This is a genomic window from Pseudomonas sp. Tul2A7, assembly GCF_054790505.1.
Window position 1 is genome coordinate 148,507 of sequence record NZ_CP186499.1, and the last position, 21,416, is coordinate 169,922.

Sequence of the window (21,416 nt, forward strand, 5' to 3'; positions counted from 1 at the left end):
AAAGCAAATTCTTTGTGTTAAGGTCTGCCGCATGGCTATTAAAGAAGGTTTACGCCCCGGCGGCCGCAGTGCCCGGGTGCAAGATGCAATTCATTCGGCAGTCCGTGCGCTCCTGCAAGAACAGGAGCGCTCGACCGTGACCGTCCCGCAAATCGCCGCTCGCGCCGGGGTGACGCCATCGACGATTTACCGGCGTTGGGGTGATCTGTCCGCGTTGCTGGCAGACGTCGCCCTCGCCCGCATGCGCCCGGACAGCGAGCCGGCGCAGACCGGCAGCTTGCGCAGTGATATTCGTGCGTGGGCCGAGCAGTATCTTGATGAGATGAGTTCGGAGCCTGGGCGCAACATGATGCGCGACGTGCAGGCGAGCGCTACGCCGGGGTATTGCGTGACGATCATTGGCGCGCAATTGCAGACGATCATTGAGCGGCATCCGGATGAAGCGGCGCCAAGTGTCGATCGGTTGATCAATCTGGTGGTGGCGCCGGTGGTGTTCCGGATTCTGTTTTCGGCGGCGGCGCTGGAGGCGGATGAGCTGCATCGGCTGATTGATATTGCGCTGCGTCTGGACTGACGCCGATATTCATGTAGGAGCTGCGGCACGCTGCGATCTTTTGATCTTGATTTTGAAAAATCAAAAGATCGCAGCCTCGTTTCACTCGACAGCTCCTACAGGGTTCGATGCCTGGCAATGTCAACGCACAACGCCTCCATTCAAACCTGCGACACCCCGCCACGCCACGACCTTGGTCGACACTGACTAACCGCCCCGCGCATGCGAGACTGTCCGCCCGGGCAGGAGTGCCGGGGAGTCTTTTGTCGGGAGTGTTGCATGTCGCTGTCCACCGGGCTGATCGCCGCCGTCGCCCTGGCCTATATGGCCATCATGTTCGCCATCGCCTTCTACGGCGACCGTCGCAGCGCGCCGTTGCCGCCGCGCGTGCGTGCCTGGGTGTACAGCCTGTCGCTGGCAGTTTATTGCACCAGCTGGACGTTCTTCGGCGCAGTCGGTCAAGCCGCCGAGCAATTGTGGTCATTCCTGCCGATTTACCTCGGGCCGATCCTGCTGTTAGTGGGCGCGCCGTGGGTCCTGCAAAAAATGGTGATGATCAGCAAACAGGAGAACATCACCTCCATCGCTGACTTTATCGCCGCGCGCTACGGCAAATCGCAATCGCTGGCGGTGGTCGTAGCGCTGATTTGTCTGGTCGGCGTCCTACCCTACATTGCCCTGCAACTCAAAGGTATCGTCCTCGGCGTGAACCTGTTGATCGGTGCCGGGGCTGATGCCATGGGCACTCGTGCGCAGGACACCGCGCTGATCGTGTCGCTGGTGCTGGCACTGTTCACCATCGTTTTTGGTACGCGCAACCTCGATGCCACCGAACACCACCGGGGCATGGTGCTGGCAATTGCTTTCGAATCGCTGGTCAAACTGTTCGCTTTTCTCGCCGTCGGCGCCTTCGTCACTTATGGCCTGTATGACGGTTTCGATGATCTGTTCAACCAGGCCATGCTCGCCCCGCGCCTGGAGGAATACTGGAAAGAAACCATCAATTGGCCGTCGATGGTGGTGCAGACCGGCGTGGCGATGATGGCGATCATCTGTCTGCCTCGGCAGTTCCACGTCACGGTGGTGGAGAACATTGATCCGCAGGATCTGCGCCTGGCCAAATGGGTATTTCCGGCGTACCTCGCCTTGGCGGCGCTGTTTGTAGTCCCGATCGCTTTAGCCGGTCAGATGATGTTGCCAAGTGACGTCTTGCCCGACTCCTTCGTGATCAGCCTGCCACTGGCGCAGGCGCATCCGGCGCTGGCAATGCTGGCGTTTATCGGTGGCGCGTCAGCGGCAACCGGCATGGTGATTGTCGCCAGCGTGGCGTTGTCGACCATGGTTTCCAACGACATGCTGTTGCCGTGGTTGCTGCGCCGCAATAACGCCGAGCGCCCGTTCGAAGTATTCCGCCAATGGATGTTGTCGGTGCGGCGCGTGAGCATCGTGGTGATTCTGCTGCTGGCGTACGTCAGCTATCGCTTGCTTGGCTCGACCGCAAGCCTGGCGACCATCGGCCAGATTGCCTTTGCGGCGGTCACCCAACTGGCACCGGCCATGCTCGGCGCCTTGTACTGGAAACAGGCCAACCGTCGCGGCGTTTTCGCAGGTTTGGCGGCGGGCACTTTCCTCTGGTTCTACACCTTGATCCTGCCGATCGCCGCGCACAGCCTTGGCTGGTCGCTGAGCAGTTTTCCAGGGCTGGCGTGGTTGCACAGCAATCCGCTGAACCTGCCGATCACCCCGCTGACCCAAGGCGTAGTGCTGTCGCTGGCCGGCAACTTCACCCTTTTCGCCTGGGTTTCGGTGCTGTCGCGTACCCGCGTATCGGAACACTGGCAGGCCGGGCGCTTCATCGGACAGGAGATCAGCGCACGGCCGAGTGCACGCTCGATGCTGGCGGTGCAGATTGACGATTTGCTGCAATTGGCCGCGCGTTTCGTCGGCGAAGAACGTGCGCGCCAGAGCTTCATTCGCTTCGCCTATCGCCAAGGCAAAGGCTTCAACCCGAACCAGAATGCCGACGGCGAATGGATCGCCCATACCGAGCGCTTGTTGGCCGGTGTGCTTGGCGCTTCTTCGACGCGTGCTGTAGTAAAAGCCGCCATCGAAGGTCGGGAAATGCAACTGGAAGACGTCGTCCGAATCGCCGACGAAGCCTCTGAGGTACTGCAGTTCAACCGCGCTCTGCTGCAAGGTGCGATCGAGAACATCACCCAAGGCATCAGTGTGGTCGACCAGTCACTGAAACTGGTGGCTTGGAACCGGCGCTATCTGGAGCTGTTCAACTACCCGGACGGTTTGATCAGCGTTGGCCGACCGATTGCCGACATCATCCGCTACAACGCCGAGCGCGGTTTGTGCGGCCCCGGTGAAGCGGAAGTCCACGTTGCCCGGCGTTTGCACTGGATGCGTCAGGGCCGCGCGCATACCTCTGAACGTTTGTTCCCCAACGGTAGGGTGATCGAGCTGATCGGCAACCCGATGCCCGGTGGCGGTTTCGTCATGAGTTTCACCGACATCACTGCGTTCCGCGAAGCCGAGCAGGCGTTGACCGAAGCCAACGAAGGGCTTGAGCAACGGGTCAGCGAACGCACTCAGGAACTGTCGCAACTCAACGTCGCGCTGACCGAAGCCAAAGGCACCGCCGAGGCCGCCAACCAGTCGAAAACCCGTTTTCTCGCGGCGGTCAGTCATGACCTGATGCAACCGCTGAACGCCGCCCGGCTGTTCTCCGCCGCCCTCTCCCATCAGGACGACGGTTTGAGCAGCGAGGCGCAAAAACTGGTGCAACACCTCGACAGCTCGTTGCGCTCGGCTGAGGATCTGATCAGCGATCTGTTGGATATTTCCCGACTGGAAAACGGCAAGATCAACCCCGATCGCAAGCCGTTCGCCGTCAATGAGCTGTTCGACACTCTCGGTGCCGAGTTCAAGGCACTGGCACAGGAACAGGGATTGATCTTCCGTGTGCGCGGCAGTCATCTGCGCATCGACAGCGACATCAAATTGCTCAGACGAATTCTGCAGAACTTCCTCACCAACGCATTTCGCTACGCCAAAGGCCCGGTGTTACTGGGCGTGCGTCGACGTGGCGGCGAATTGTGTCTGGAAGTGTGGGATCGCGGACCAGGGATTCCTGAAGACAAACAACAGGTGATTTTCGAGGAGTTCAAGCGCCTCGACAGCCATCAGACCCGCGCCGAAAAAGGCCTCGGGCTGGGTTTGGCAATTGCCGATGGCTTGTGCCGGGTGCTCGGCCACACTTTGCGTGTACGTTCGTGGCCAGGCCGCGGCAGCGTGTTCAGCGTCAGCGTGCCGCTGGCTCGCTCACAAGCCGTGCCGGCGAGCGCCGCGGTTGAATTGAGTGGCAGATTGCTGAGCGGCGCGCAAGTGCTGTGCATCGACAACGAAGACAGCATTCTGATCGGCATGAACAGCCTGCTGAGCCGCTGGGGCTGTCAGGTATGGACGGCGCGTAATCGTGAGGAATGCGCGGCGTTGTTGAACGACGGGGTGCGACCGCAAGTGGCGCTGGTCGACTATCACCTCGATCACGGGGATACCGGCACCGAGTTGATGGCGTGGTTGCGCACGCATCTGGGTGAGCCGGTGCCGGGGGTGGTCATCAGTGCTGACGGGCGACCGGAGATGGTTGCGCAGGTGCATGCGGCGGGGCTGGATTATCTGGCCAAACCGGTGAAGCCGGCGGCGTTGCGGGCGTTGTTGAGTCGGTACTTGCCGTTGTAGGTGCATGTGCTGCACTGACGCCTTCGCGAGCAGGCTCGCTCCCACAAGGTTTAGGTGATCCCTGTGGGAGCGAGCCTGCTCCGGGCGGCGATCCGACGAAGCTTTTCGGGCTATTCCGGAAGTTCGACGAGACCATCGACGTCCGTCATCGCCCGCTCCAGCAAATCCGCCGGCAAGCTTTTGCTCGCCCGCGCACCGAGCAACTTCAGCTGTTCACTGCGACTGACCAGGTTGCCGCGCCCCTCGGTGAGCTTGTTGCGCGCTGAACTGTAAGCTTTATCCAACTGTTGCAGGCGATTGCCGACCTCGTCGAGATCCTGAATAAACAGCACAAACTTGTCGTACAGCCACCCGGCGCGCTCGGCGATTTCCCGGGCATTCTGACTCTGGCGCTCCTGCTTCCACAGACTGTCGATCACCCGCAGTGTCGCCAGCAACGTGGTCGGGCTGACGATGACGATGTTGCGGTCGAAGGCATCCTGGAACAGGCTCGGCTCGGCCTGCAACGCCGCCGAAAACGCCGCTTCGATCGGCACGAACAGCAAAACAAAATCCAGGCTGTGCAGGCCTTCAAGACGCTTGTAATCCTTGCCGGCCAGGCCTTTGACGTGATTGCGCAACGACAGCACGTGTTGCTTGATTGCAATCTGCCCGAGGGCATCGTCGTCGGCAGCCACGTACTGCTGATACGCGGTGAGGCTCACCTTGGAGTCCACCACCACTTGCTTGTCGCCCGGCAGGTAAATGATCACGTCAGGCTGGAAGCGCTCGCCGTCCGGGCCTTTGAGGTTGACCTGCGTCTGGTACTCGCGGCCCTTCTCCAGACCGGCGTGTTCGAGCACCCGCTCAAGAATCAGCTCGCCCCAGTTGCCTTGGGTTTTCTGGCCTTTCAGGGCGCGGGTCAGGTTGGTCGCTTCGTCGCTCAAACGCAGGTTGAGCGCCTGCAACCGTTCAAGCTCCTTGGCCAGCGAGAAGCGCTCGCGGGCCTCGGCCTGATAGCTTTCTTCCACACGTTTTTCGAAGGATTGAATGCGTTCTTTCAGCGGATCGAGCAGTTGACCGAGCCGTTGCTGACTGGTCTCGGCAAAACGCTGCTCGCGCTCATCGAAGATCTTCCCGGCCAGTTCGGCAAACTGCGCCCGCAGTTCATCGCGCGAGCCTTGCAGGTCGCTGAGGCGTTGCTGATGACTTTCCTGCTGTTCGCGCAGTTCGGCGTTCAGCGAAGCGGCCTGTGCGTCGAGGCGGCGCAGTTCAGCTTCCTTATTGGCGCGTTCGAGGTTCCAGGCGTGGGAGGCATCGCGGGCGTCGTCACGCTCGATCTGCAGCAATTCGACTTCCCGGCGCAGAGCGGCCAGATCAGCCTGCTTGGCGGCATTGGCCTGGCCGAGATCGGCCACTTCATCGCGGCTGGCGTCGAGTTGCGCGTTAAGTCCGTCCTGGGCCAGTTGGGCCATGGCCAGCCGCTCTTCGAGCAAGGCGACCTCGGCTTGGCCATTGCTCGCCCGGCGCTGCAGTTGCCAGGCGAGTGCCAACAATGGCAGGCCTGCCCCTGCGAGACCGAGCAACACGCTGGTCAAGTCCATAGCCATAACGACTCCTGCCGATTCGATAAAGCCTGAAGGTTAACCAAGGTGTCAGGTCTTGGACAGCTCAGTCTTCGAGCAGACCGAGTTCCTGCTGCGCGCGACGATCACCAGCGCGGGCGGCCTGGCGCAGCAGATCCTGACCGATGCGCCGATCCCGAGCGTTACCGCACTCGCGGCACATCAGTTGACCGAGACGGCTTTGCGCGGCGACGACACCTTCACGCGCCGGTTGCTTGAGCAGGCGGCCAGCGAGGTGTTTGGCATTGTGGCTGGCGCTCAGGCGCGGGCTGTCGAGCAGCCATTCGGCAACGCGAACGGTAAAGCGCTTGGGCGGAGTAACACGGGGAGGTTCTGAGGTTACAGAGTCTGATACTGAGCGAAACTTCATAAAGCACTGTGGGACGAATCGGAAGGCGCGCCACTCTACTCTCTTTTTCTTACAGGTAAAGTCGAAAAACAACCCGGCACGCCCGTCCTAGAGCAAGCGCTCGGGACAATCCACAGAAGCTGTGGATAACTCAGTGGACAACCGCCCTCCAACCCTCGCAAAGCCTTATGGAATGGGGCCCGCAGTCAAACTGACGATTTTTTCACCAACAAAAAAAAGCGATGTTTTTCATTGACTTAAACTTTCGTTACAGGCAGCCATCGGGGTCAGGATTGATGTGACAGTGCCGTTACAGGTCGCGCAACCAATGTGCACAAGTACCTGTTACTGGGTTATATCGATGCACTTTTTCCGAGCGTTTTCACCATGACTCTGGGGATAAGCGGCGTAAACACACAGTTTTGTCATTGGAGCTACACCGACCGACGGTAGCAATCTGCACCATCTGGGCTGATTCTGCAGATCAGCGGAGCTGAAGCAGTGGTCGATTTCAGTCTTTTTCAAGCCAGGGTTTGCTTTAAGCATTTCGATCCGTTAGTATCCGCGGCGTTAGTACCAAGCTGAAAGTCAATTCCGGTCGAACACATCCCCACGGGCAGCCTTCTACCAAGAAGCCCTACCGAAAAAAGCGGGAACGACCCCTCGATGGTTTCCAGGTAAATCTTGCGACGACACTGCCTTCGAATGATGCGAAGGGTGTTGCGAAGACCACTTACTCTGACCGAACCAACCTGCAAATTGATCAGGATCTTCACCCCGGGCCCAGAACCTTTGCCCTTGATGTGTTGCCTGCCCTCCTAAGTACCTACCTGCCAGCCCAAGCGCGCCAACTTAATTGCGCTTCAAACTGGCTGCTTTGTTCCAGTCGGGTTCTTCGTTCGACCAATGGTGGTCGACGTTACTGGAACGTTTTAACGTTGCACGGTTCTTATCCGTGTCATTTGTAGGAACACCTAATAACTATGTCTACTCAAATCCATACTCAGGATGCCATTCGCACCCTAACCAACGCTTTTGCACCAATGAACTGCCTGATCATGGCCGCTCGCAAAGGCTGCTTCAGCTTCACACTGGTCAACGAACACGGTATCGCCCGCCACAGCGAGCGTCTGTACCCCGATCAGTACTCCAGCGCCGAACCGCTGCAGGCCGTGATCGACCGTACCCGTCAGGCATTGATTGCCTGAGAGCCGAAAAGGCTGCAAAAGCAAAAGCCCCGCACAAAATGCGGGGCTTTTTATTGCCTGATGTTTCACTTTTAGCCGTTGGCGCTTAAGTACCAACGGATATAACGGTTATAACTCGAAGCCGGAAATATTTTAAAAACAGGCCTTTACGTCGCGAATATGACACTACACTTCAACTCAAGCGGCGTGATCCGCTTGCGGCGAGCCTGAACCGATCCACTGCTGCCAAGCCCCCCTTCAGGACTCGCCATCAATAACAAGAACCGAGGGTTTTATGGGTATCGCTGCCAGCGAACTGTGCCGCTACGTGATCCGTCCTACGCTGATCTATCTGGGACGTCACAGCGCGACTGCCGAATCTCTGCTGCTGGGCATCGCCGCCAGCCAGTCAGCCCTGGGTTCCGCCCTGCATGACCGCCGCGGCCACGGGCTTTACCGCATCGCCGAGCAGCGCCATCAAGCCCTTTGGGATGATTACCTGGCACTCGATCCGGAACGCGCCAGCCTGGTTCGCGGCCTCGCCAGCCAGCATGCTTTCCTGACTGGCCCGCACCTGGAACTGACTGTGAATCTGCGTTACGCCACGGCCATTGCCTGGCTCCTTGTGGAAGAGCAAAACCCCACCCTCCCCGATTCCAACGATTTGCTGGGAATGGCGCGTATCTGGCGTCAGACCTTTCAACCTCAAGGTCGCCTGCGCGACTTCACTTACGCCTGGTACACCTGTGTTTCAACGGTGAATCAGGTCGCCTGCTGACCGACCGGTTTCAGAAGATCGCACAACAGGTCGCGATTCTGGTCGGATTGTCCTACAAAACCGCTCTAACTCAAGGCATACGGACTATAGCGCTGGGACGAAAATGTTGGTAATTTTCGCCCCGGTGATCATCAGGAGTTCTAATAATGAAAAAAGTCATGCTCAAAACCACCCTTAGCCTCGCCGTTACCCTTGCCTCCACTCAAATTTTCGCGGCCGGCTTTGCCCTCAACGAACAAAGCATCAGTGGGATGGGGACTGGTTTTGCCGGGCGATCTTCTTCTGCTGACGACGCAAGTACTGTTTATGGCAACCCTGCCGGCATGTCGCGCATCAAGCGTGAACAAGTTACCGGTGGTGTAGCCGTTGTCGATGCTCATACCGATATCAGCAATGCCAGCTCCAGCCCTAACGGCGGCAGCAACAAAGGCGACATGGTGCCTTTCACCGCTGTACCTATGGGCTTCTACGTGAAACCGATCGATGAGCATTGGGCATTCGGCCTCGGTGTTTATGTGCCGTTCGGCCTGATCACTGATTATGAAAACGGCTTTGCCGGCCGTTACTTCGGCAGCAAGTCCGAAGTGCAAGTCATCACGTTCCAACCGACCATCAGCTACGCCTTCAACGACAAGGTGTCGATCGGTTTCGGCCCGACCATCAACCGCATTGACGGTGCGCTGGAATCCAACCTGTCGATCACTCAAGCCCTGCCGGACGGCAAGGTCAAGATCAAGGGTGACGACACCGCCCTGGGCTACAACGTCGGCCTGCTGGTACAAGCCACCGACACCACTCGCGTGGGCCTGACCTACCACTCGAAAGTCGACTACAAGCTCGAAGGCAACACCAAGGTCAACTACGGCGCACTGGCCGCAGTCGGTCTGGGCGCCAGCCAGAAGTACGACGCTTCGCTGAAGATCACCACACCCGAATCGGTCGACCTCTCGGTTACCCAGGCGATCAACGATCGCTGGAACGTGTATGCCGGTACCACCTGGACCCGTTGGAGCCAGCTGGAAAAAATCACCGTGAAAAACTCCGGTGTGCAGCCGCTGCTGGCCGGCCAGTTCGGTTCGATCAACGAAGACCAGAACTGGCATGACTCCTGGGCCTACGCCGTGGGTACTTCGTACCAGTTGAACAAGGAATGGGTACTGCGTACCGGTCTGACCTTCGACCAGTCGCCGACCAATAACGAAGACCGTTCGCCACGCATTCCGACTGGCGACCGCACCATCTTCAGTATCGGTGCCGGCTGGAGCCCGACCGACGACCTGACCATCGACGTCGCTTACTCGTACCTGAAAGAAGAGTCAGTGAAGATCCGCAACGAAAACAACCGTGGCCAGAGCTACGACGCCAAGTATGAAAACTCGGCAAACGGTTTCGGTGTCGGCGCTACTTACCGCTTCTGATGGTGTGTGGCGAGGCTAACCCCTCGCCCACAAAAAGCCCCGCTCTCTTTGCAGAGGCGGGGCTTTTTAATGCCTGAAATTTGTGCGACCTGTAGGAGCTGTCGAGTGCAACGAGGCTGCGATCTTTTGATCTGTTTTTTTAAAATCAAAAGATCGCAGCGTGCCGCAGCTCCTACAGATCAGGGCTTCAAGGGTTTCGAGGCGATAGCCTTTTCGATCGCGGCAATAAATTCCGGATCATCAGGCTTGGTCAGGCTGGAGAAATTGGCGATCACCTTGCCCTGGCGATCGACCACATACTTGTAGAAATTCCACTTCGGTGCGCTGCTCTGTGCGGCCAGCACCTGGAACAGATGCGTAGCATCATCACCACGAACCTTCTGCGGCTCGGTCATGGCGAACGTCACGCCGTAATTGGCGTAACAGACCTTGGCGGTCTCGGCGCTGTCCTTGGACTCCTGCTTGAAGTCATTGGAAGGCACGCCGAGCATTTCCAGCCCTTGCCCTTCGTAGCGCTTATGCAACGCCTCAAGGCCTTCGAACTGCGGCGCGAAACCGCAGAAGCTTGCGGTGTTGACCACCACCAACGGTTTGTCGGCGTACTGCTTGCACAGATCGATGGATTCCTTGGCTCGCAGTTTGGGCAGCGAGCCCTGCAGCAATTCGGGACAGTCGGCGGCCTGGGCCAGACCAGTCAACGCCATCAGCAACGCGGGAACAGCACACCAGCGCATCAGCATGTCGAGCATCCTTGAGCAGTCGTCAGAGTTTGACGTTACTCGCCATGCCTGTTTCTAGCAAATGCTCATGCCCAACTGCATCAACGCCAGACCACCCTGATGCCAGCCCCACCACACCAGCGCCAGCAATGCGGCGCCGAGTGCGGTGATGACGATTCGTGACCAGAGTTGACTCATACGGCGCTCGCAGCGGCTTGCAGACGTGCGACCGGACGCTCGCGCACCGGCCAGTTCAGCGCCGCCGCCAGCAGACTCAAAAGAACAGCCACTTGCCAGATCACGTCATAACTCCCGGTTCGGTCATACACCACCCCGCCCAGCCAGCCGCCAAGGAACGATCCCAACTGATGGAACAGGAACACGATGCCGCCGAGCATGGACAGGTTTCGCACACCAAACAAGGTCGCCACCGTACCGTTGGTCAACGGCACCGTCGACAGCCACAGGAAACCCATCGCCATGCCAAACAGGTAGGCCGACGTGGTCGTCACCGGCAGCCACAGAAACAGCACAATCACCACCGCGCGCAACAGGTACAACGCTGTCAGCAGACGCGGCTTGGACATGCGCCCGCCCAGCCAGCCAGCAGTGTAAGTGCCGAAAATATTGAACAGCCCGATCAACGCCAGCACCGTGGTGCCGACACTGGCGGGCAGATGCTGATCGACCAGATACGCAGGCAGGTGCACACCGATAAACACCACCTGAAAACCGCAGACGAAAAAACCGAACGCCAACAACCAGAAACCCGAATGCGAACAGGCTTCGCGCAGGGCCTCGGACAAGGTTTGTTCATGGCCGAGCACCGGCAGCGGCTTATCCTTGAGCATGCTCACCAGTGGCACGATCAGCGCCACCAGCAGGCCCAGCACCAGCAGCGCGGCCGACCAGCCGAGCCAGCCGATCAGACCCAGCGTGCCCGGCAACATGGCGAACTGGCCGAAAGAACCGGCGGCGCTGGCAATACCCATGCCCATGCTGCGCTTCTCTGGCGGCACGGCCCGGCCCACGACACCAAGAATGACCGAGAACGAAGTGCCCGACAGGCCAATACCGATCAGCAGACCGGCACTCAGTGACAGCGTCACTGCCGAGTCGGACAGGCCCATGCACACCAGGCCCGCCGCGTAGAGCAGCCCACCGATGAGCACCACTTTTGCCGCGCCGAAGCGGTCAGCCAATGCGCCGGTAAACGGTTGCGCCAGGCCCCAGATCAGGTTCTGCAAGGCAATGGCGAAGGCGAACACCTCTCGCCCCCAGCCGAACTGCGCGCTCATTGGTGACAGAAACAGGCCAAAACCGTGCCGCACGCCCAATGACAACGCCAAAATCAGCGCACTTCCGACCAAAACCCAACCGCACGTACGCCACATCGATGTCATTGTTATTCTCCGCTTGCGGGTATATACCCGCTTGAGTTTGGAAAAAACCGGCCTCAGGCCAGTTCATCCAGCAATCTGAGCAAGGTTTCACGCTTCTCGGCACCCAGTCGGTCAATCAACCGCTGCTGCGCCGCTTCCCAGGCCGGCAGTGCCGCTGCCAGGCGTTGCACGCCGGTCTCGGTGAGCTTGACGATGCGGTTACGCATGTCCTCGCCCTCGGCCAGCGCCACCAGCCCCTCACCCTCCAGCACCCGCAAATTGCGCCCGAGAGTGCTGCGATCAAGACCCATGGCTTCGGCCAGTTCCGAGATGCTCGGTTGATCCAGACGCTGCAGGTTGCACAGCAAAGAATACTGGGCAACGTTGATCCCGAAGCCGTCGAGAGCGCCGTCGTAATGCCTGCTGACGCCACGAGCGGCGCGACGCAGGTTGGTGCACAAACACTGAGAAGGAAGCATGATGCGTGTATATACCCGCGACTGTGTTAAATCAAGTTACAGATGAGTTTACCCATAACATTTGTGGTGTTTGACACACCGCTATCGCGAGCAGGCTCACTCCTACAGGGGAATGCGGTCAACTGTAGGAGTGAGCCTGCTCGCGATGAGGCCGGCATGAACAGTAGAAATCCATCAGACCAAAACCAATCCAACCAACACCACCATCTCCAGCAATTCCAGCAACGCCCCCGCCGTATCACCGGTCGTCCCGCCCAACCGCCGCATCATCAACTGCCGCAGCCAGACAAACACAACGACCGAAATCACCAACGCGACGAACGCGGCAAACCCGGCAATCAACACGCAAGCCAGCGCACTACCGCCGAGCACCCACCACCCCGCCTTGCGCGGCAAATGGTCCGCCAACGCCTGCCCCAACCCGCCCGCACGCACATACGGCGTCGTCAAAAACAACCCCAACAGCGCCGCCCGCCCCAGCAACGGCACGATGATCAACGCCAGCCCATGCCCCTGCTCGATCAGCGCCAGCAGCGCAGCAAACTTGAGCAACAACACCAACACCAGCGTCACCACCGCAATCGGCCCGCTGCGCGGATCCTTCATGATCGTCAGCGTACGCTCGCGATCACCAAAACCGCCGAGCCAGGCATCGGCGCTGTCAGCCAGACCATCCAGGTGAAGTGCGCCACTGAGCAACACCCACACCGTCAGCAACAACGCCGCATGCAGCAGCAACGGCGCGCCGCTCAAGGCGAGATTCAACGCCCACAGGATCACCCCGAACAGCAACCCCACCAACGGATAAAACAGCAGCGACCGCCCCAGTTGTTCCGGCTCAGGCATGCCCGGCAAACGAATCGGCAGGCTACTGAGAAATTGCAGGGCGATCCACAGCGGCAACATGTCAGTGACCTTCCTTGAGTGAACCATCCGCCTCGACCGTCAGCGCAAACAACGCGCCATGACCGACCTCGACATTGAGTAACTGCTCGCGCGGCAACCCTCGCGCCTGCGCCAGCAACAAGCGCATCACACCACCGTGACTGATCAGCAAAACCCGCTTACCGGCGTATGCGCTGTGCAGGCGAGCAACGGCTGCCAGCACACGCGAGGAAAACTCGCTGACCGGCTCACCCTGCGGCGGCGTAAAGGAATACGGATCAGCCCAGAACAGCCCCAAGGCCTCGGCATCCGTCTCCATCAACGCCGCTGCACTCCGCCCTTCCCATGCGCCGAAATGCAGCTCTTGCAGATCCTTGTCCAATTGCACTGGCAGATCCAACTGCTCACCCAGTTCGGCGGCAAAGCGAGCGCAACGCTGCAACGGCGAACTGACGATCCGATCCCACGGCCCGCTCTCGACCACGGCCGCACGCATCTGCGCCCAACCCTTTTCAGTCAGCGCATCATCGAGGCTGCCGCGCAAACCACCGCCGAGTTCAGTCTCACCATGGCGCAGCAGATCCAGATGCAATGTCATGCCGGACGATCCGCTACCGCCGCTTCAGCGAACGTCGCCATCTGCCCGTGCAGATCACAGGCCAGACGCAACAATGGCACCGCCAGCGCCGCGCCACTGCCCTCGCCCAGACGCAGACCAAGCTCCAGCAACGGCTCGGCCTGCAGGGTTTCCAGCACATGACGATGGCCCGGCTCCGCGCCACGATGACCGAACAGCAACCACTCGCGGCACTCAGGATTCAAACGCACCGCGACCAACGCAGCGACCGTGCAGATAAAGCCGTCAACCAGCACCGCCACACCTTCTTGAGCCGCCGCCAGATACGCGCCAACCAACGCGGCGATTTCAAAACCACCGAGATTGAACAGCGTCTGCAACGCATCGCCACGCTGTGCAGCATGCAACGCCAATGCACGCTCGATCACTTGTGCTTTATGGCTGACGCCTTCGGCATTCAGCCCGGTGCCGGGGCCGGTCAGATGCGCCACCGGGCAATCGAGCAAGGCACAGGCCAATGCGCTCGCCGCCGTGGTGTTGCCAATGCCCATTTCGCCGCCGATGAACAACTGCGCGCCCGCCGCTTTCGCCCGCAACAGACTGTCGCGACCGGCCTGCAACGCGAGTTCGCCCTGAGCCTGAGTCATCGCTGCACCCAGCACGAAGTTCGCTGTACCCGCGCCAATGTTCAAATGACGCACACCCGGCAGGTCCAGCGCGGGATTCACCGTACCCAGATCGACCACTTCCAGCTGCGCGCCAAGCTGACGCGCCAGCACGCTGATTGCCGCACCGCCGCTGACGAAATTGAGCAGCATCTGCCCGGTGACTTCCTGCGGGAATGCCGAAACCCCTTCAGCGACCACGCCATGATCACCTGCAAAAATCGCGATCCAGACCTGTTCCAAAGTCGGTTTGACCTGGCCTTGCAGGCCGGCCAGTTGCACCGCGACCGATTCCAGACGCCCGAGGGAACCGGCGGGTTTGGTCAGTTGCTGTTGCCGCGCCGCCGCTTGTTCAACGACGTTGAGGTCGACCGGTTTGCACGGATTCAGCCACCAGGTTTGAGTCATAACGCAGGTCCTTTCAGAGTCAGGGGCAGGCCGGCGACGGTCAGGACAACACGCTGACAACGCTCGGCCAGAGCTTGATGCAGCCAACCGGCTTCATCGACGTAGCGGCGAGTCAATTCGCCCAGCGGCACGACACCCATTCCGGTCTCGTTGCTGACAAAAATTATTTCACCCGGCAAGGATGCCAGGCAGTTCAGCAAGGCTTCGCGCTCGGCGGCGAGACGTTCGGCGTCGTCGAGCATCAGCAGATTGGTCAGCCACAGGGTCAGGCAATCGACCAGCAAGCAACGCTCGGCGCTGGCGCTTTCGCGCAGGACACGGGCCAGTTCCAGAGGTTCTTCGATGAGTGCCCAGTCGGCGGGACGGCGGGCGCGGTGATGGGCGACGCGATCGCTCATCTCGCCATCGAGGGGTTGGCTGGTGGCGATGTAAGTCACGGCCAGACCGCTATCGCTGGCGAGCTTTTCGGCCAGACGACTTTTGCCGGAGCGGGCGCCGCCGAGGATCAGTTGGAGCATGGTTTTATCCAGGAAAATTCAAGTGAGGCAACCGCCGCTTTCGCGAGCAGGCTCGCTCCCACAGGGTTATGAGTTGTACTCAAAATGTATGGCTAACCGCATTCACTGTGGGAGCGAGCCTGCTCGCGAAGAGGCCAGCACAGGCAACTCAAATCCCACAGAGCCGGCGCAACAGCTCGGTATCCAGATGCTTCTCCACCAGATCCGCCAACCGCTCGATATCGCGCTCGCGCAAGCCGTGATAATCCACCGCCTGCACATCGCTCAACCCGGCCCAGCGCAGCAACGCCGCACTCGCCGCCGGCGATTCAAACAGGCCATGCAGATAAGTGCCGAACACTTGTCCATCGGCACTCTGCGCACCGTCGCAACGGCCGTCATCCAGATGCACCGCAGCATTTTCCAACGCCGGTCCGCTGGTCACGCCGGCATGAATTTCATAGCCGCTGACTTCGGCATCTTCCAGCGCCAGCCGTCCACGCACATTGCGCAACTGCTTCTCGGCCTCAAGTGTGGTTTCGAACGCCAGCATGCCCAAACCGGCACTCGTGCCCGGCGCACCTTCAAGTCCGAGCGGGTCATGCACCTGCTCGCCGAGCATCTGCAGACCGCCGCAGATCCCCAGCACTTTGCCGCCGTAACGCAAGTGCCGAGAGATTGCCGTATCCCAGCCATTGGCACGCAGATAGGCCAGATCACTGCGCACGCTTTTCGAGCCCGGCAGGATGATCAAGTCAGCCGCAGGAATCGCCTGCCCTGGGCCAACGAATTGCAGATCGACCTGCGGATGCAGACGCAGCGGATCGAAATCGGTGTGGTTGCTGATGCGCGGCAGCACCGGCACCACCACTTTCAAGACTTGTTCGGCCTTGTCGGTCTGGCGCTGATCGATGCCGTCCTCGGCCTCCAGATGCAGATCCATCACATAGGGCAACACGCCCACCACTGGTTTGCCGGTGCGCTGTTCCAGCCAGTCGAGGCCCGGTTGCAGCAAGGCGATGTCGCCGCGAAAGCGGTTGATGATGAAGCCCTTGACCCGCGCCTGTTCGCTCGGCGAGAGCAACTCCAGGGTGCCGACCAGATGGGCGAAAACCCCGCCGCGATTGATGTCGGCAATCAGCAGCACCGGGCAATCCACCGCCTCGGCAAAGCCCATGTTGGCGATGTCGCCGGCGCGCAGATTGATCTCGGCCGGCGAGCCTGCGCCTTCGACCATCACCAGCGGATAGGCAGCGCTGAGTCGCTCGTGAGAAGCCAAAACAGCTTTCATCGCGATGGCTTTGTAGTCGTGATACGCCACGGCATTCATCGAAGTCACGGCGCGACCATGGATGATCACTTGCGCGCCGGTGTCGCTGTTCGGCTTGAGCAGTACCGGGTTCATATCGGTGTGCGGTTCAAGAAACGCCGCTTGCGCCTGCACCGCTTGCGCGCGGCCGATTTCACCGCCGTCGGCAGTCACCGCGCTGTTGAGCGCCATGTTCTGCGGTTTGAACGGTACGACCGCCACGCCCTGACGAGTCGCCCAGCGGCACAGCGCCGTCACCAGTGTGCTTTTACCGGCGTCGGAAGTGGTGCCTTGCACCATCAGGGTGGTCATGGGTGGTCCTTGGCGAAAGCGCTTAAAGCCTGTTCGAGACGCGCCTCTTCAGCGGCATCGGCAGGCAGGCCAAAACGCAGACTGCTGTTGTGGGTGAAGAGGCGCAGGAGGATGCCGCGACGGGCCATGAATTCGTGCAGCACCTCAGCGTGTTCGGTGATCAGCCACTGGAACAGCGCGCAACCACCTTGGGGTTTGAAGCCGTAGCGCTCCAGCAACGCTGCCAGCCGCTCGCTGGCTTCATCGCTGCGAATCCGTTGGCGTGTGTGGTTTTCAGTATCTTGCAGACAGGCCTGACCGAGCACCCGCGTCGGCCCGCTGACCGCCCAAGGTCCGACCTGTTCGGCGAGCAGTTTGAGCAACTTGCGCTCGGCCAGCACAAAACCCAGACGCACGCCGGCGAGGCCGAAAAACTTGCCGAACGAACGCAACACGATCAGCCCGACTTGATGCGCATGCGGCGCCAGGCTCAGTTGCGGCGTGTTGTCCATGAAAGCTTCATCGACCACCAGCCAGCCGCCACGCCGGGCAAGCCGCGCGTGCCAGTCGAGCAATCGTGCCGGGGTCAGACTCAGACCAGTCGGGTTGTTCGGGTTGACCACCACCAGCACGTCGAGGCTGTCGAGAAAGAATTCGACTTCCTGCTCCAGCACTTCGCGCACGATGTAACCGCTGCGGCGCCAGGCTTCGGCATGTTCGGCATAACACGGTGACAACACGCCGACTTTGCCGGCGCGGCGCAAACGCGGCAGCAACTGGATAGCCATCTGCGAACCGGCCACCGGCAGCACTTGCGCGGCACCGTAGTAATCGCACGCGGCTTGCTCCAGTCCGTCGTCGGTTTCCGGCAAACGCGCCCAGGCGCGCAGCGGAATTTCCGGGATCGGGAACGGCCACGGCGCGAGGCCGCTGGACAGGTCGAGCCAGTCCGCCTCGGCAATGCCGTAATCGTGTGCCGCCTTGCGCAGCCGGCCACCGTGCTCAAGCATAGAATTCAGCCCCCACGCAGAGAATCAGCAGCCATAACCATACCCCGCGCTGGACCAATTGCCAGCCACGGTCGATGGAATCTGCGTCAGCCGCTGCGCCCTCGCCAAGCTGCGGACGGTCGTGAAGTTCACCGTGGTAAATCGCCGGCCCACCCAATTCCACGCCCAGCGCACCGGCGCCGGCCGCCATCACGGGACCTGCGTTGGGGCTGTCCCACTTCGGCGCCTGTGTGCGCCAGCACTTCAACGCGAGTCGGGTTTTGCCCAGCAGCGCGTAGGTCAATGCCACCAGACGCGCAGGAATATAGTTAAGCACGTCGTCGATTTTCGCCGCCGCCCAACCGAAACGTTCGAAGCGTTCGTTGCGATAGCCCCACATCGCATCCAGCGTATTACTCAAGCGATAAAGAACCACGCCCGGCGCACCCGCCACAACAAACCAGAACAGCGCGGCAAACACCGCATCGCTGCCGTTTTCCAGCACCGACTCAGTGGCAGCACGAGCGACGGCAGTGCTGTCGAGCTCATCGGTCTGGCGACTGACCAGATAGCCAACACGCTTGCGTGCCTCATCGAGATCATCCGCACGCAAAGCCGCAGCCACCGGCGCAACATGCTCACCGAGGCTGCGCATGCCGAGGGCGCAATACAGCGCGAGAATCTCGACGACCCACCCCACGTACGGCGCCCAGGAAAACGCTGTGGCGAGCAAGGTCAGCGGCAGCACCGCGATCACCCACGCGGTGACGCCATGGCTGCGCCAGCCACGCCCACCGGCGTTGAAACGTTGCTCGATGCGCCCGGCAAAATTGCCGAACGCCACCAGCGGATGCCAGCGTTTCGGTTCACCGAGCAGCGCATCCAGCGCCACTGCGGCGACACTCAACAACGCCACACTCATTGACTCACTCCCCAGTAATTCTCAAACAGCAACTCATTCAGCGGACGCGCCTGCGCCCACCCTTCGAGTACCAGCATCGGCGCCGGATAGAATTCCTTGACCGGACCCAAACATAAAACGGCCAGAGGCTTGGCGCCTTCGGGCAACTTCAGCAAATCGGCGAGCGCCTGCGGCTCGAACAACGAAACCCAACCCATGCCGAGGCCTTCGGCGCGCGAGGCCAGCCACAAATTCTGGATCGCACAAGACAACGACGCCATGTCCATTTCCGGCAGCGTGCGGCGACCGAAGATGTGTTTTTCGCGATCATCCATCAGCGCCGCGACCAGCACTTCGGCGCAGTCGTTGATGCCTTCGACCTTGAGTTTCATGAACTCGTCACTGCGCTCGCCGAGGGCTTCTGCGGTGCGCACGCGCTCTTCTTCCACGAGGTTCTGGATCTGCCCGCGCAGGCTGCGGTCGCTGATGCGAATGAAGCGCCAGGGCTGCATCAGGCCGACACTCGGGGCCTGGTGGGCGGCTTCCAGTAGTCGGCGCAGCAGCTCCGGCTCGACCGTGCCGCCAGTGAAGTGGCGCATGTCGCGGCGTTCGGCGATGGCTCGATAAACTGCTTCGCGCTCGGCTTCGGAGAATGCGTTGTCGGTCATGGCCCTTTCGCGAGCAGGCTCGCTCCCACAGGGGATTGCATTGCTTCAGTCACCACTGTTTCAACTGTGGGAGCGAGCCTGCTCGCGAAGGCGGCTTCGGAGTCAGGCGCAAACAGTGCAGCGACAGCCGCAGGATTCGACGGAAAATAGAAGTGCACATAAGAGGCCGTCATCCGCCCCTCACGATAAACCGCCTCGGCACCGCGCCCACCATTCGGGCTCAAGCCACGCGCAATCGGCGTCAGTTCGGTGGTGGTCAGGGAATGATGATACGTGTGCCCACGCAGCGAGCCTTCCGGCAGATCCACCGCTTGCAACGCCAACGCCGCCAGACGCTTCTGCATCACCGCGTCGCCTTTGAGCAGCCCAACCAATTCGGCGCGAGCACCTTCAACGTCAGTCAGCGAATCGAGCAAATACAGCATCCCGCCACACTCAGCGAGCAACGGTTTACCCGCTGCATGATGCGCGCGAATCGCCTCCAACATCGCGGTGTTCTGCGACAACGCAACGTGGTGCAATTCCGGATAACCACCGGGCAGATACAGACTGTCAGCGCCAGGCAATTGCGTGTCACGGATCGGCGAGAAGAAACTCAACTCGGCGCCCATCGCCCGCAACAGATCGAGACTCGCGCCGTAGGTGAAGGCAAACGCTTCATCGCGGGCAACGGCGATTCGCACGTTTTTCAGCAACGGTTCGACGGCGATCACATCAGGCGCGGCGAATTCCACGGCCGGTGGCAGCGCTACCTCGCAACTGCTGGCCAATGCATCGGCGGCGGCATCGAGACGCACATCGAGATCATTCAGTTCGCTGGCCTGGACCAGGCCGAGATGGCGACTCGGCAGTTCGATACCGGTCTCGCGGGACAATGCGCCGCACCAACGCAGGCCTTCAGTGAGGCTACCTTCGAGCAACTGCGCATGGCGCAACGTGCCGACACGGTTGGCCAACACACCGGCAAACGGCAGATCCGGCTGATACTTCGCCAGGCCCAGCGCCAACGCACCAAAGGTCTGCGCCATCGCCGTCCCATCAATCACGCCGAGCACCGGCACGCCGAAGTGCCGCGCCAGATCGGCGCTGGAAGGCGTGCCGTCGAACAGGCCCATCACGCCTTCAATCAGAATCAGATCCGCCTCCGCGGCGGCTTCCCACAACAGCCGACGACTTTCCTGCTCGCCGACCATCCACATGTCCAGTTGATACACCGGCGCACCGCTGGCGCGCTCGAGAATCATCGGATCGAGAAAATCCGGGCCGCATTTGAACACACGCACCTCGCGCCCCTGATTGCGATGCAAACGGGCGAGCGCGGCGGTGACGGTGGTCTTGCCCTGACCGGAGGCCGGCGCGGCGATGAGCACCGCCGGGCAGTGACGTGGTTGATTCAAAGTTCGACGCCTTTCTGCGCTTTGATACCGGCCTGGAAGGCGTGTTTGAGCATGCCCATTTCGGTGACCGTGTCGCCCATTTCGATCATTTCCGGCTTGGCCGCACGACCAGTGACGATCACGTGCTGCATCGGCGGACGCGCCTGCAGATCGCTAAGCACCTGATCAAGATCGAGGTAGCCGTGTTTGAGGGCGATGTTGAGTTCGTCGAGCACCACCAGACCGATCGATGGATCACGCAGCAATTCGCGAGAGACAGCCCACGCGGCTTCGGCGGCGGCGATGTCGCGCTGACGGTCCTGGGTTTCCCAGGTGAAGCCTTCGCCCATCACGTGGAAGCGGACTTGCTCGGGAAAGCGGCGGAAGAACAACTCTTCGCCGGTGCTGTTGCGGCCCTTGATGAACTGCACCACGCCGCACTGCATGCCGTGGCCCATGGCGCGGGCGAGCATGCCGAAGGCCGAACTGCTTTTGCCTTTGCCGTTGCCGGTCAGCACCAGTACCAGGCCGCACTCGTCAGGCGAGTTGGCGATGCGTTCGTCGATCACGGCTTTTTTGCGCTGCATACGCGCCAGATGGCGTTCGTCGCGCTCGGGGGAATCAGTCATGG

General features: G+C 60.6%; 21 protein-coding genes. 5 read left to right on the top strand and 16 right to left on the bottom strand.

Annotated elements, in window-relative coordinates; genetic code table 11:
• Nucleotides 1–31 precede the first annotated feature (31 nt).
• Both ACOYXJ_RS00755 and ACOYXJ_RS00760 read left to right on the top strand, forming a co-directional pair.
• On the top strand, nt 32–574 hold the full coding sequence (locus ACOYXJ_RS00755) for a TetR/AcrR family transcriptional regulator (protein ID WP_460367402.1): 543 nt from the start codon (nt 32–34) through the stop codon (nt 572–574).
• Nucleotides 575–832: 258 nt separating this feature from the next.
• The gene (locus ACOYXJ_RS00760) at nt 833–4,303 is read left to right on the top strand and encodes a hybrid sensor histidine kinase/response regulator (RefSeq protein ID WP_460367404.1); all 3,471 of its coding nucleotides are present in this window, start codon (nt 833–835) and stop codon (nt 4,301–4,303) included.
• 110 nt (nt 4,304–4,413) lie between these two features.
• Here the strand turns inward: ACOYXJ_RS00760 and ACOYXJ_RS00765 are convergent, their stop codons facing one another.
• Both ACOYXJ_RS00765 and ACOYXJ_RS00770 read right to left on the bottom strand, forming a co-directional pair.
• The gene (locus tag ACOYXJ_RS00765) at nt 4,414–5,778 is read right to left on the bottom strand and encodes a DNA recombination protein RmuC (protein ID WP_191622669.1); all 1,365 of its coding nucleotides are present in this window, start codon (nt 5,776–5,778) and stop codon (nt 4,414–4,416) included.
• A gap of 175 nt (nt 5,779–5,953) precedes the next feature.
• Nucleotides 5,954–6,277, bottom strand: coding sequence for an SEL1-like repeat protein (locus tag ACOYXJ_RS00770; RefSeq protein WP_095119969.1), 324 nt, complete (start codon nt 6,275–6,277; stop codon nt 5,954–5,956).
• A 962-nt stretch (nt 6,278–7,239) separates the two neighbouring features.
• Between ACOYXJ_RS00770 and ACOYXJ_RS00775 the strand changes: the two genes are divergently transcribed.
• The 3 genes from ACOYXJ_RS00775 to ACOYXJ_RS00785 all read left to right on the top strand — a co-directional run bounded on the left by ACOYXJ_RS00775 (nt 7,240) and on the right by ACOYXJ_RS00785 (nt 9,639).
• Nucleotides 7,240–7,464: a hypothetical protein gene (locus ACOYXJ_RS00775; protein ID WP_034156218.1), complete on the top strand. Its 225-nt coding sequence runs from the start codon at nt 7,240–7,242 to the stop codon at nt 7,462–7,464.
• A 274-nt stretch (nt 7,465–7,738) separates the two neighbouring features.
• Nucleotides 7,739–8,221, top strand: coding sequence for a hypothetical protein (locus ACOYXJ_RS00780; protein ID WP_460367407.1), 483 nt, complete (start codon nt 7,739–7,741; stop codon nt 8,219–8,221).
• Between the two features lie 146 nt (nt 8,222–8,367).
• Nucleotides 8,368–9,639 (top strand): OmpP1/FadL family transporter, encoded by a 1,272-nt coding sequence (locus ACOYXJ_RS00785; RefSeq protein WP_102900832.1) that lies wholly within the window; start codon nt 8,368–8,370, stop codon nt 9,637–9,639.
• A gap of 179 nt (nt 9,640–9,818) precedes the next feature.
• Here ACOYXJ_RS00785 and ACOYXJ_RS00790 read toward each other — a convergent pair whose 3' ends face one another.
• From ACOYXJ_RS00790 to cobO, 14 genes are all read right to left on the bottom strand, one after another.
• Nucleotides 9,819–10,379: a glutathione peroxidase gene (locus ACOYXJ_RS00790; RefSeq protein ID WP_007919788.1), complete on the bottom strand. Its 561-nt coding sequence runs from the start codon at nt 10,377–10,379 to the stop codon at nt 9,819–9,821.
• Nucleotides 10,380–10,433: 54 nt separating this feature from the next.
• Nucleotides 10,434–10,556: a hypothetical protein gene (locus ACOYXJ_RS00795; RefSeq protein WP_256586225.1), complete on the bottom strand. Its 123-nt coding sequence runs from the start codon at nt 10,554–10,556 to the stop codon at nt 10,434–10,436.
• Nucleotides 10,553–11,761 carry an MFS transporter gene (locus tag ACOYXJ_RS00800; RefSeq protein ID WP_460367410.1) on the bottom strand — a complete coding sequence of 403 codons (1,209 nt, stop codon included), beginning with the start codon at nt 11,759–11,761 and terminating at the stop codon, nt 10,553–10,555. Before ACOYXJ_RS00800 ends, ACOYXJ_RS00795 begins: the two co-directional genes overlap by 4 nt.
• Before the next feature lie 53 nt (nt 11,762–11,814).
• Nucleotides 11,815–12,219, bottom strand: a complete 405-nt coding sequence (locus tag ACOYXJ_RS00805) for a MarR family winged helix-turn-helix transcriptional regulator (RefSeq protein ID WP_007919794.1) — start codon at nt 12,217–12,219, stop codon at nt 11,815–11,817.
• 174 nt (nt 12,220–12,393) lie between these two features.
• Entirely contained in the window at nt 12,394–13,125 is a 732-nt protein-coding gene (locus ACOYXJ_RS00810; protein ID WP_460367413.1) for an adenosylcobinamide-GDP ribazoletransferase, read from the bottom strand.
• A gap of 1 nt (nt 13,126) precedes the next feature.
• Entirely contained in the window at nt 13,127–13,702 is a 576-nt protein-coding gene (cobC, locus tag ACOYXJ_RS00815) for an alpha-ribazole phosphatase family protein (RefSeq protein ID WP_460367415.1), read from the bottom strand.
• Nucleotides 13,699–14,754 carry a nicotinate-nucleotide--dimethylbenzimidazole phosphoribosyltransferase gene (gene cobT, locus ACOYXJ_RS00820; RefSeq protein WP_460367417.1) on the bottom strand — a complete coding sequence of 352 codons (1,056 nt, stop codon included), beginning with the start codon at nt 14,752–14,754 and terminating at the stop codon, nt 13,699–13,701. The genes cobC and cobT overlap by 4 nt, the downstream gene beginning before the upstream one ends.
• Entirely contained in the window at nt 14,751–15,272 is a 522-nt protein-coding gene (cobU, locus tag ACOYXJ_RS00825) for a bifunctional adenosylcobinamide kinase/adenosylcobinamide-phosphate guanylyltransferase (protein WP_150794421.1), read from the bottom strand. Before cobU ends, cobT begins: the two co-directional genes overlap by 4 nt.
• 148 nt (nt 15,273–15,420) lie before the next feature.
• Complete coding sequence (locus tag ACOYXJ_RS00830; RefSeq protein WP_460367419.1) at nt 15,421–16,872, bottom strand: cobyric acid synthase; 1,452 nt, start codon at nt 16,870–16,872, stop codon at nt 15,421–15,423.
• Nucleotides 16,869–17,861 (bottom strand): threonine-phosphate decarboxylase CobD, encoded by a 993-nt coding sequence (gene cobD, locus ACOYXJ_RS00835; RefSeq protein ID WP_460367421.1) that lies wholly within the window; start codon nt 17,859–17,861, stop codon nt 16,869–16,871. Before cobD ends, ACOYXJ_RS00830 begins: the two co-directional genes overlap by 4 nt.
• Nucleotides 17,854–18,762: an adenosylcobinamide-phosphate synthase CbiB gene (gene cbiB / locus ACOYXJ_RS00840; RefSeq protein ID WP_064117343.1), complete on the bottom strand. Its 909-nt coding sequence runs from the start codon at nt 18,760–18,762 to the stop codon at nt 17,854–17,856. The genes cobD and cbiB overlap by 8 nt, the downstream gene beginning before the upstream one ends.
• The gene (gene bluB / locus ACOYXJ_RS00845) at nt 18,759–19,409 is read right to left on the bottom strand and encodes a 5,6-dimethylbenzimidazole synthase (protein WP_460367423.1); all 651 of its coding nucleotides are present in this window, start codon (nt 19,407–19,409) and stop codon (nt 18,759–18,761) included. The genes cbiB and bluB overlap by 4 nt, the downstream gene beginning before the upstream one ends.
• Entirely contained in the window at nt 19,406–20,806 is a 1,401-nt protein-coding gene (locus ACOYXJ_RS00850; RefSeq protein ID WP_460367425.1) for a cobyrinate a,c-diamide synthase, read from the bottom strand. Before ACOYXJ_RS00850 ends, bluB begins: the two co-directional genes overlap by 4 nt.
• Complete coding sequence (cobO, locus tag ACOYXJ_RS00855) at nt 20,803–21,414, bottom strand: cob(I)yrinic acid a,c-diamide adenosyltransferase (RefSeq protein WP_003223053.1); 612 nt, start codon at nt 21,412–21,414, stop codon at nt 20,803–20,805. The genes ACOYXJ_RS00850 and cobO overlap by 4 nt, the downstream gene beginning before the upstream one ends.
• Nucleotides 21,415–21,416 lie beyond the last annotated feature (2 nt).

Excerpts from the sequence above, each read along its gene's own strand:
- cobT (WP_460367417.1), bottom strand. The coding sequence starts at position 14,754 with ATGACTCAAACCTGGTGGCTGAATCCGTGCAAACCGGTCGACCTCAAC.
- ACOYXJ_RS00780 (WP_460367407.1), top strand. The coding sequence starts at position 7,739 with ATGGGTATCGCTGCCAGCGAACTGTGCCGCTACGTGATCCGTCCTACG.
- ACOYXJ_RS00830 (WP_460367419.1), bottom strand. The coding sequence starts at position 16,872 with ATGACCACCCTGATGGTGCAAGGCACCACTTCCGACGCCGGTAAAAGC.
- ACOYXJ_RS00790 (WP_007919788.1), bottom strand. The coding sequence starts at position 10,379 with ATGCTGATGCGCTGGTGTGCTGTTCCCGCGTTGCTGATGGCGTTGACT.
- ACOYXJ_RS00805 (WP_007919794.1), bottom strand. The coding sequence starts at position 12,219 with ATGCTTCCTTCTCAGTGTTTGTGCACCAACCTGCGTCGCGCCGCTCGT.
- ACOYXJ_RS00810 (WP_460367413.1), bottom strand. The coding sequence starts at position 13,125 with ATGTTGCCGCTGTGGATCGCCCTGCAATTTCTCAGTAGCCTGCCGATT.
- cobD (WP_460367421.1), bottom strand. The coding sequence starts at position 17,861 with ATGCTTGAGCACGGTGGCCGGCTGCGCAAGGCGGCACACGATTACGGC.
- bluB (WP_460367423.1), bottom strand. The coding sequence starts at position 19,409 with ATGACCGACAACGCATTCTCCGAAGCCGAGCGCGAAGCAGTTTATCGA.
- cobO (WP_003223053.1), bottom strand. The coding sequence starts at position 21,414 with ATGACTGATTCCCCCGAGCGCGACGAACGCCATCTGGCGCGTATGCAG.
- ACOYXJ_RS00755 (WP_460367402.1), top strand. The coding sequence starts at position 32 with ATGGCTATTAAAGAAGGTTTACGCCCCGGCGGCCGCAGTGCCCGGGTG.
- ACOYXJ_RS00775 (WP_034156218.1), top strand. The coding sequence starts at position 7,240 with ATGTCTACTCAAATCCATACTCAGGATGCCATTCGCACCCTAACCAAC.
- ACOYXJ_RS00795 (WP_256586225.1), bottom strand. The coding sequence starts at position 10,556 with ATGAGTCAACTCTGGTCACGAATCGTCATCACCGCACTCGGCGCCGCA.
- cbiB (WP_064117343.1), bottom strand. The coding sequence starts at position 18,762 with ATGAGTGTGGCGTTGTTGAGTGTCGCCGCAGTGGCGCTGGATGCGCTG.
- ACOYXJ_RS00785 (WP_102900832.1), top strand. The coding sequence starts at position 8,368 with ATGAAAAAAGTCATGCTCAAAACCACCCTTAGCCTCGCCGTTACCCTT.
- ACOYXJ_RS00760 (WP_460367404.1), top strand. The coding sequence starts at position 833 with ATGTCGCTGTCCACCGGGCTGATCGCCGCCGTCGCCCTGGCCTATATG.
- cobC (WP_460367415.1), bottom strand. The coding sequence starts at position 13,702 with ATGACATTGCATCTGGATCTGCTGCGCCATGGTGAGACTGAACTCGGC.
- cobU (WP_150794421.1), bottom strand. The coding sequence starts at position 15,272 with ATGCTCCAACTGATCCTCGGCGGCGCCCGCTCCGGCAAAAGTCGTCTG.
- ACOYXJ_RS00800 (WP_460367410.1), bottom strand. The coding sequence starts at position 11,761 with ATGACATCGATGTGGCGTACGTGCGGTTGGGTTTTGGTCGGAAGTGCG.
- ACOYXJ_RS00770 (WP_095119969.1), bottom strand. The coding sequence starts at position 6,277 with ATGAAGTTTCGCTCAGTATCAGACTCTGTAACCTCAGAACCTCCCCGT.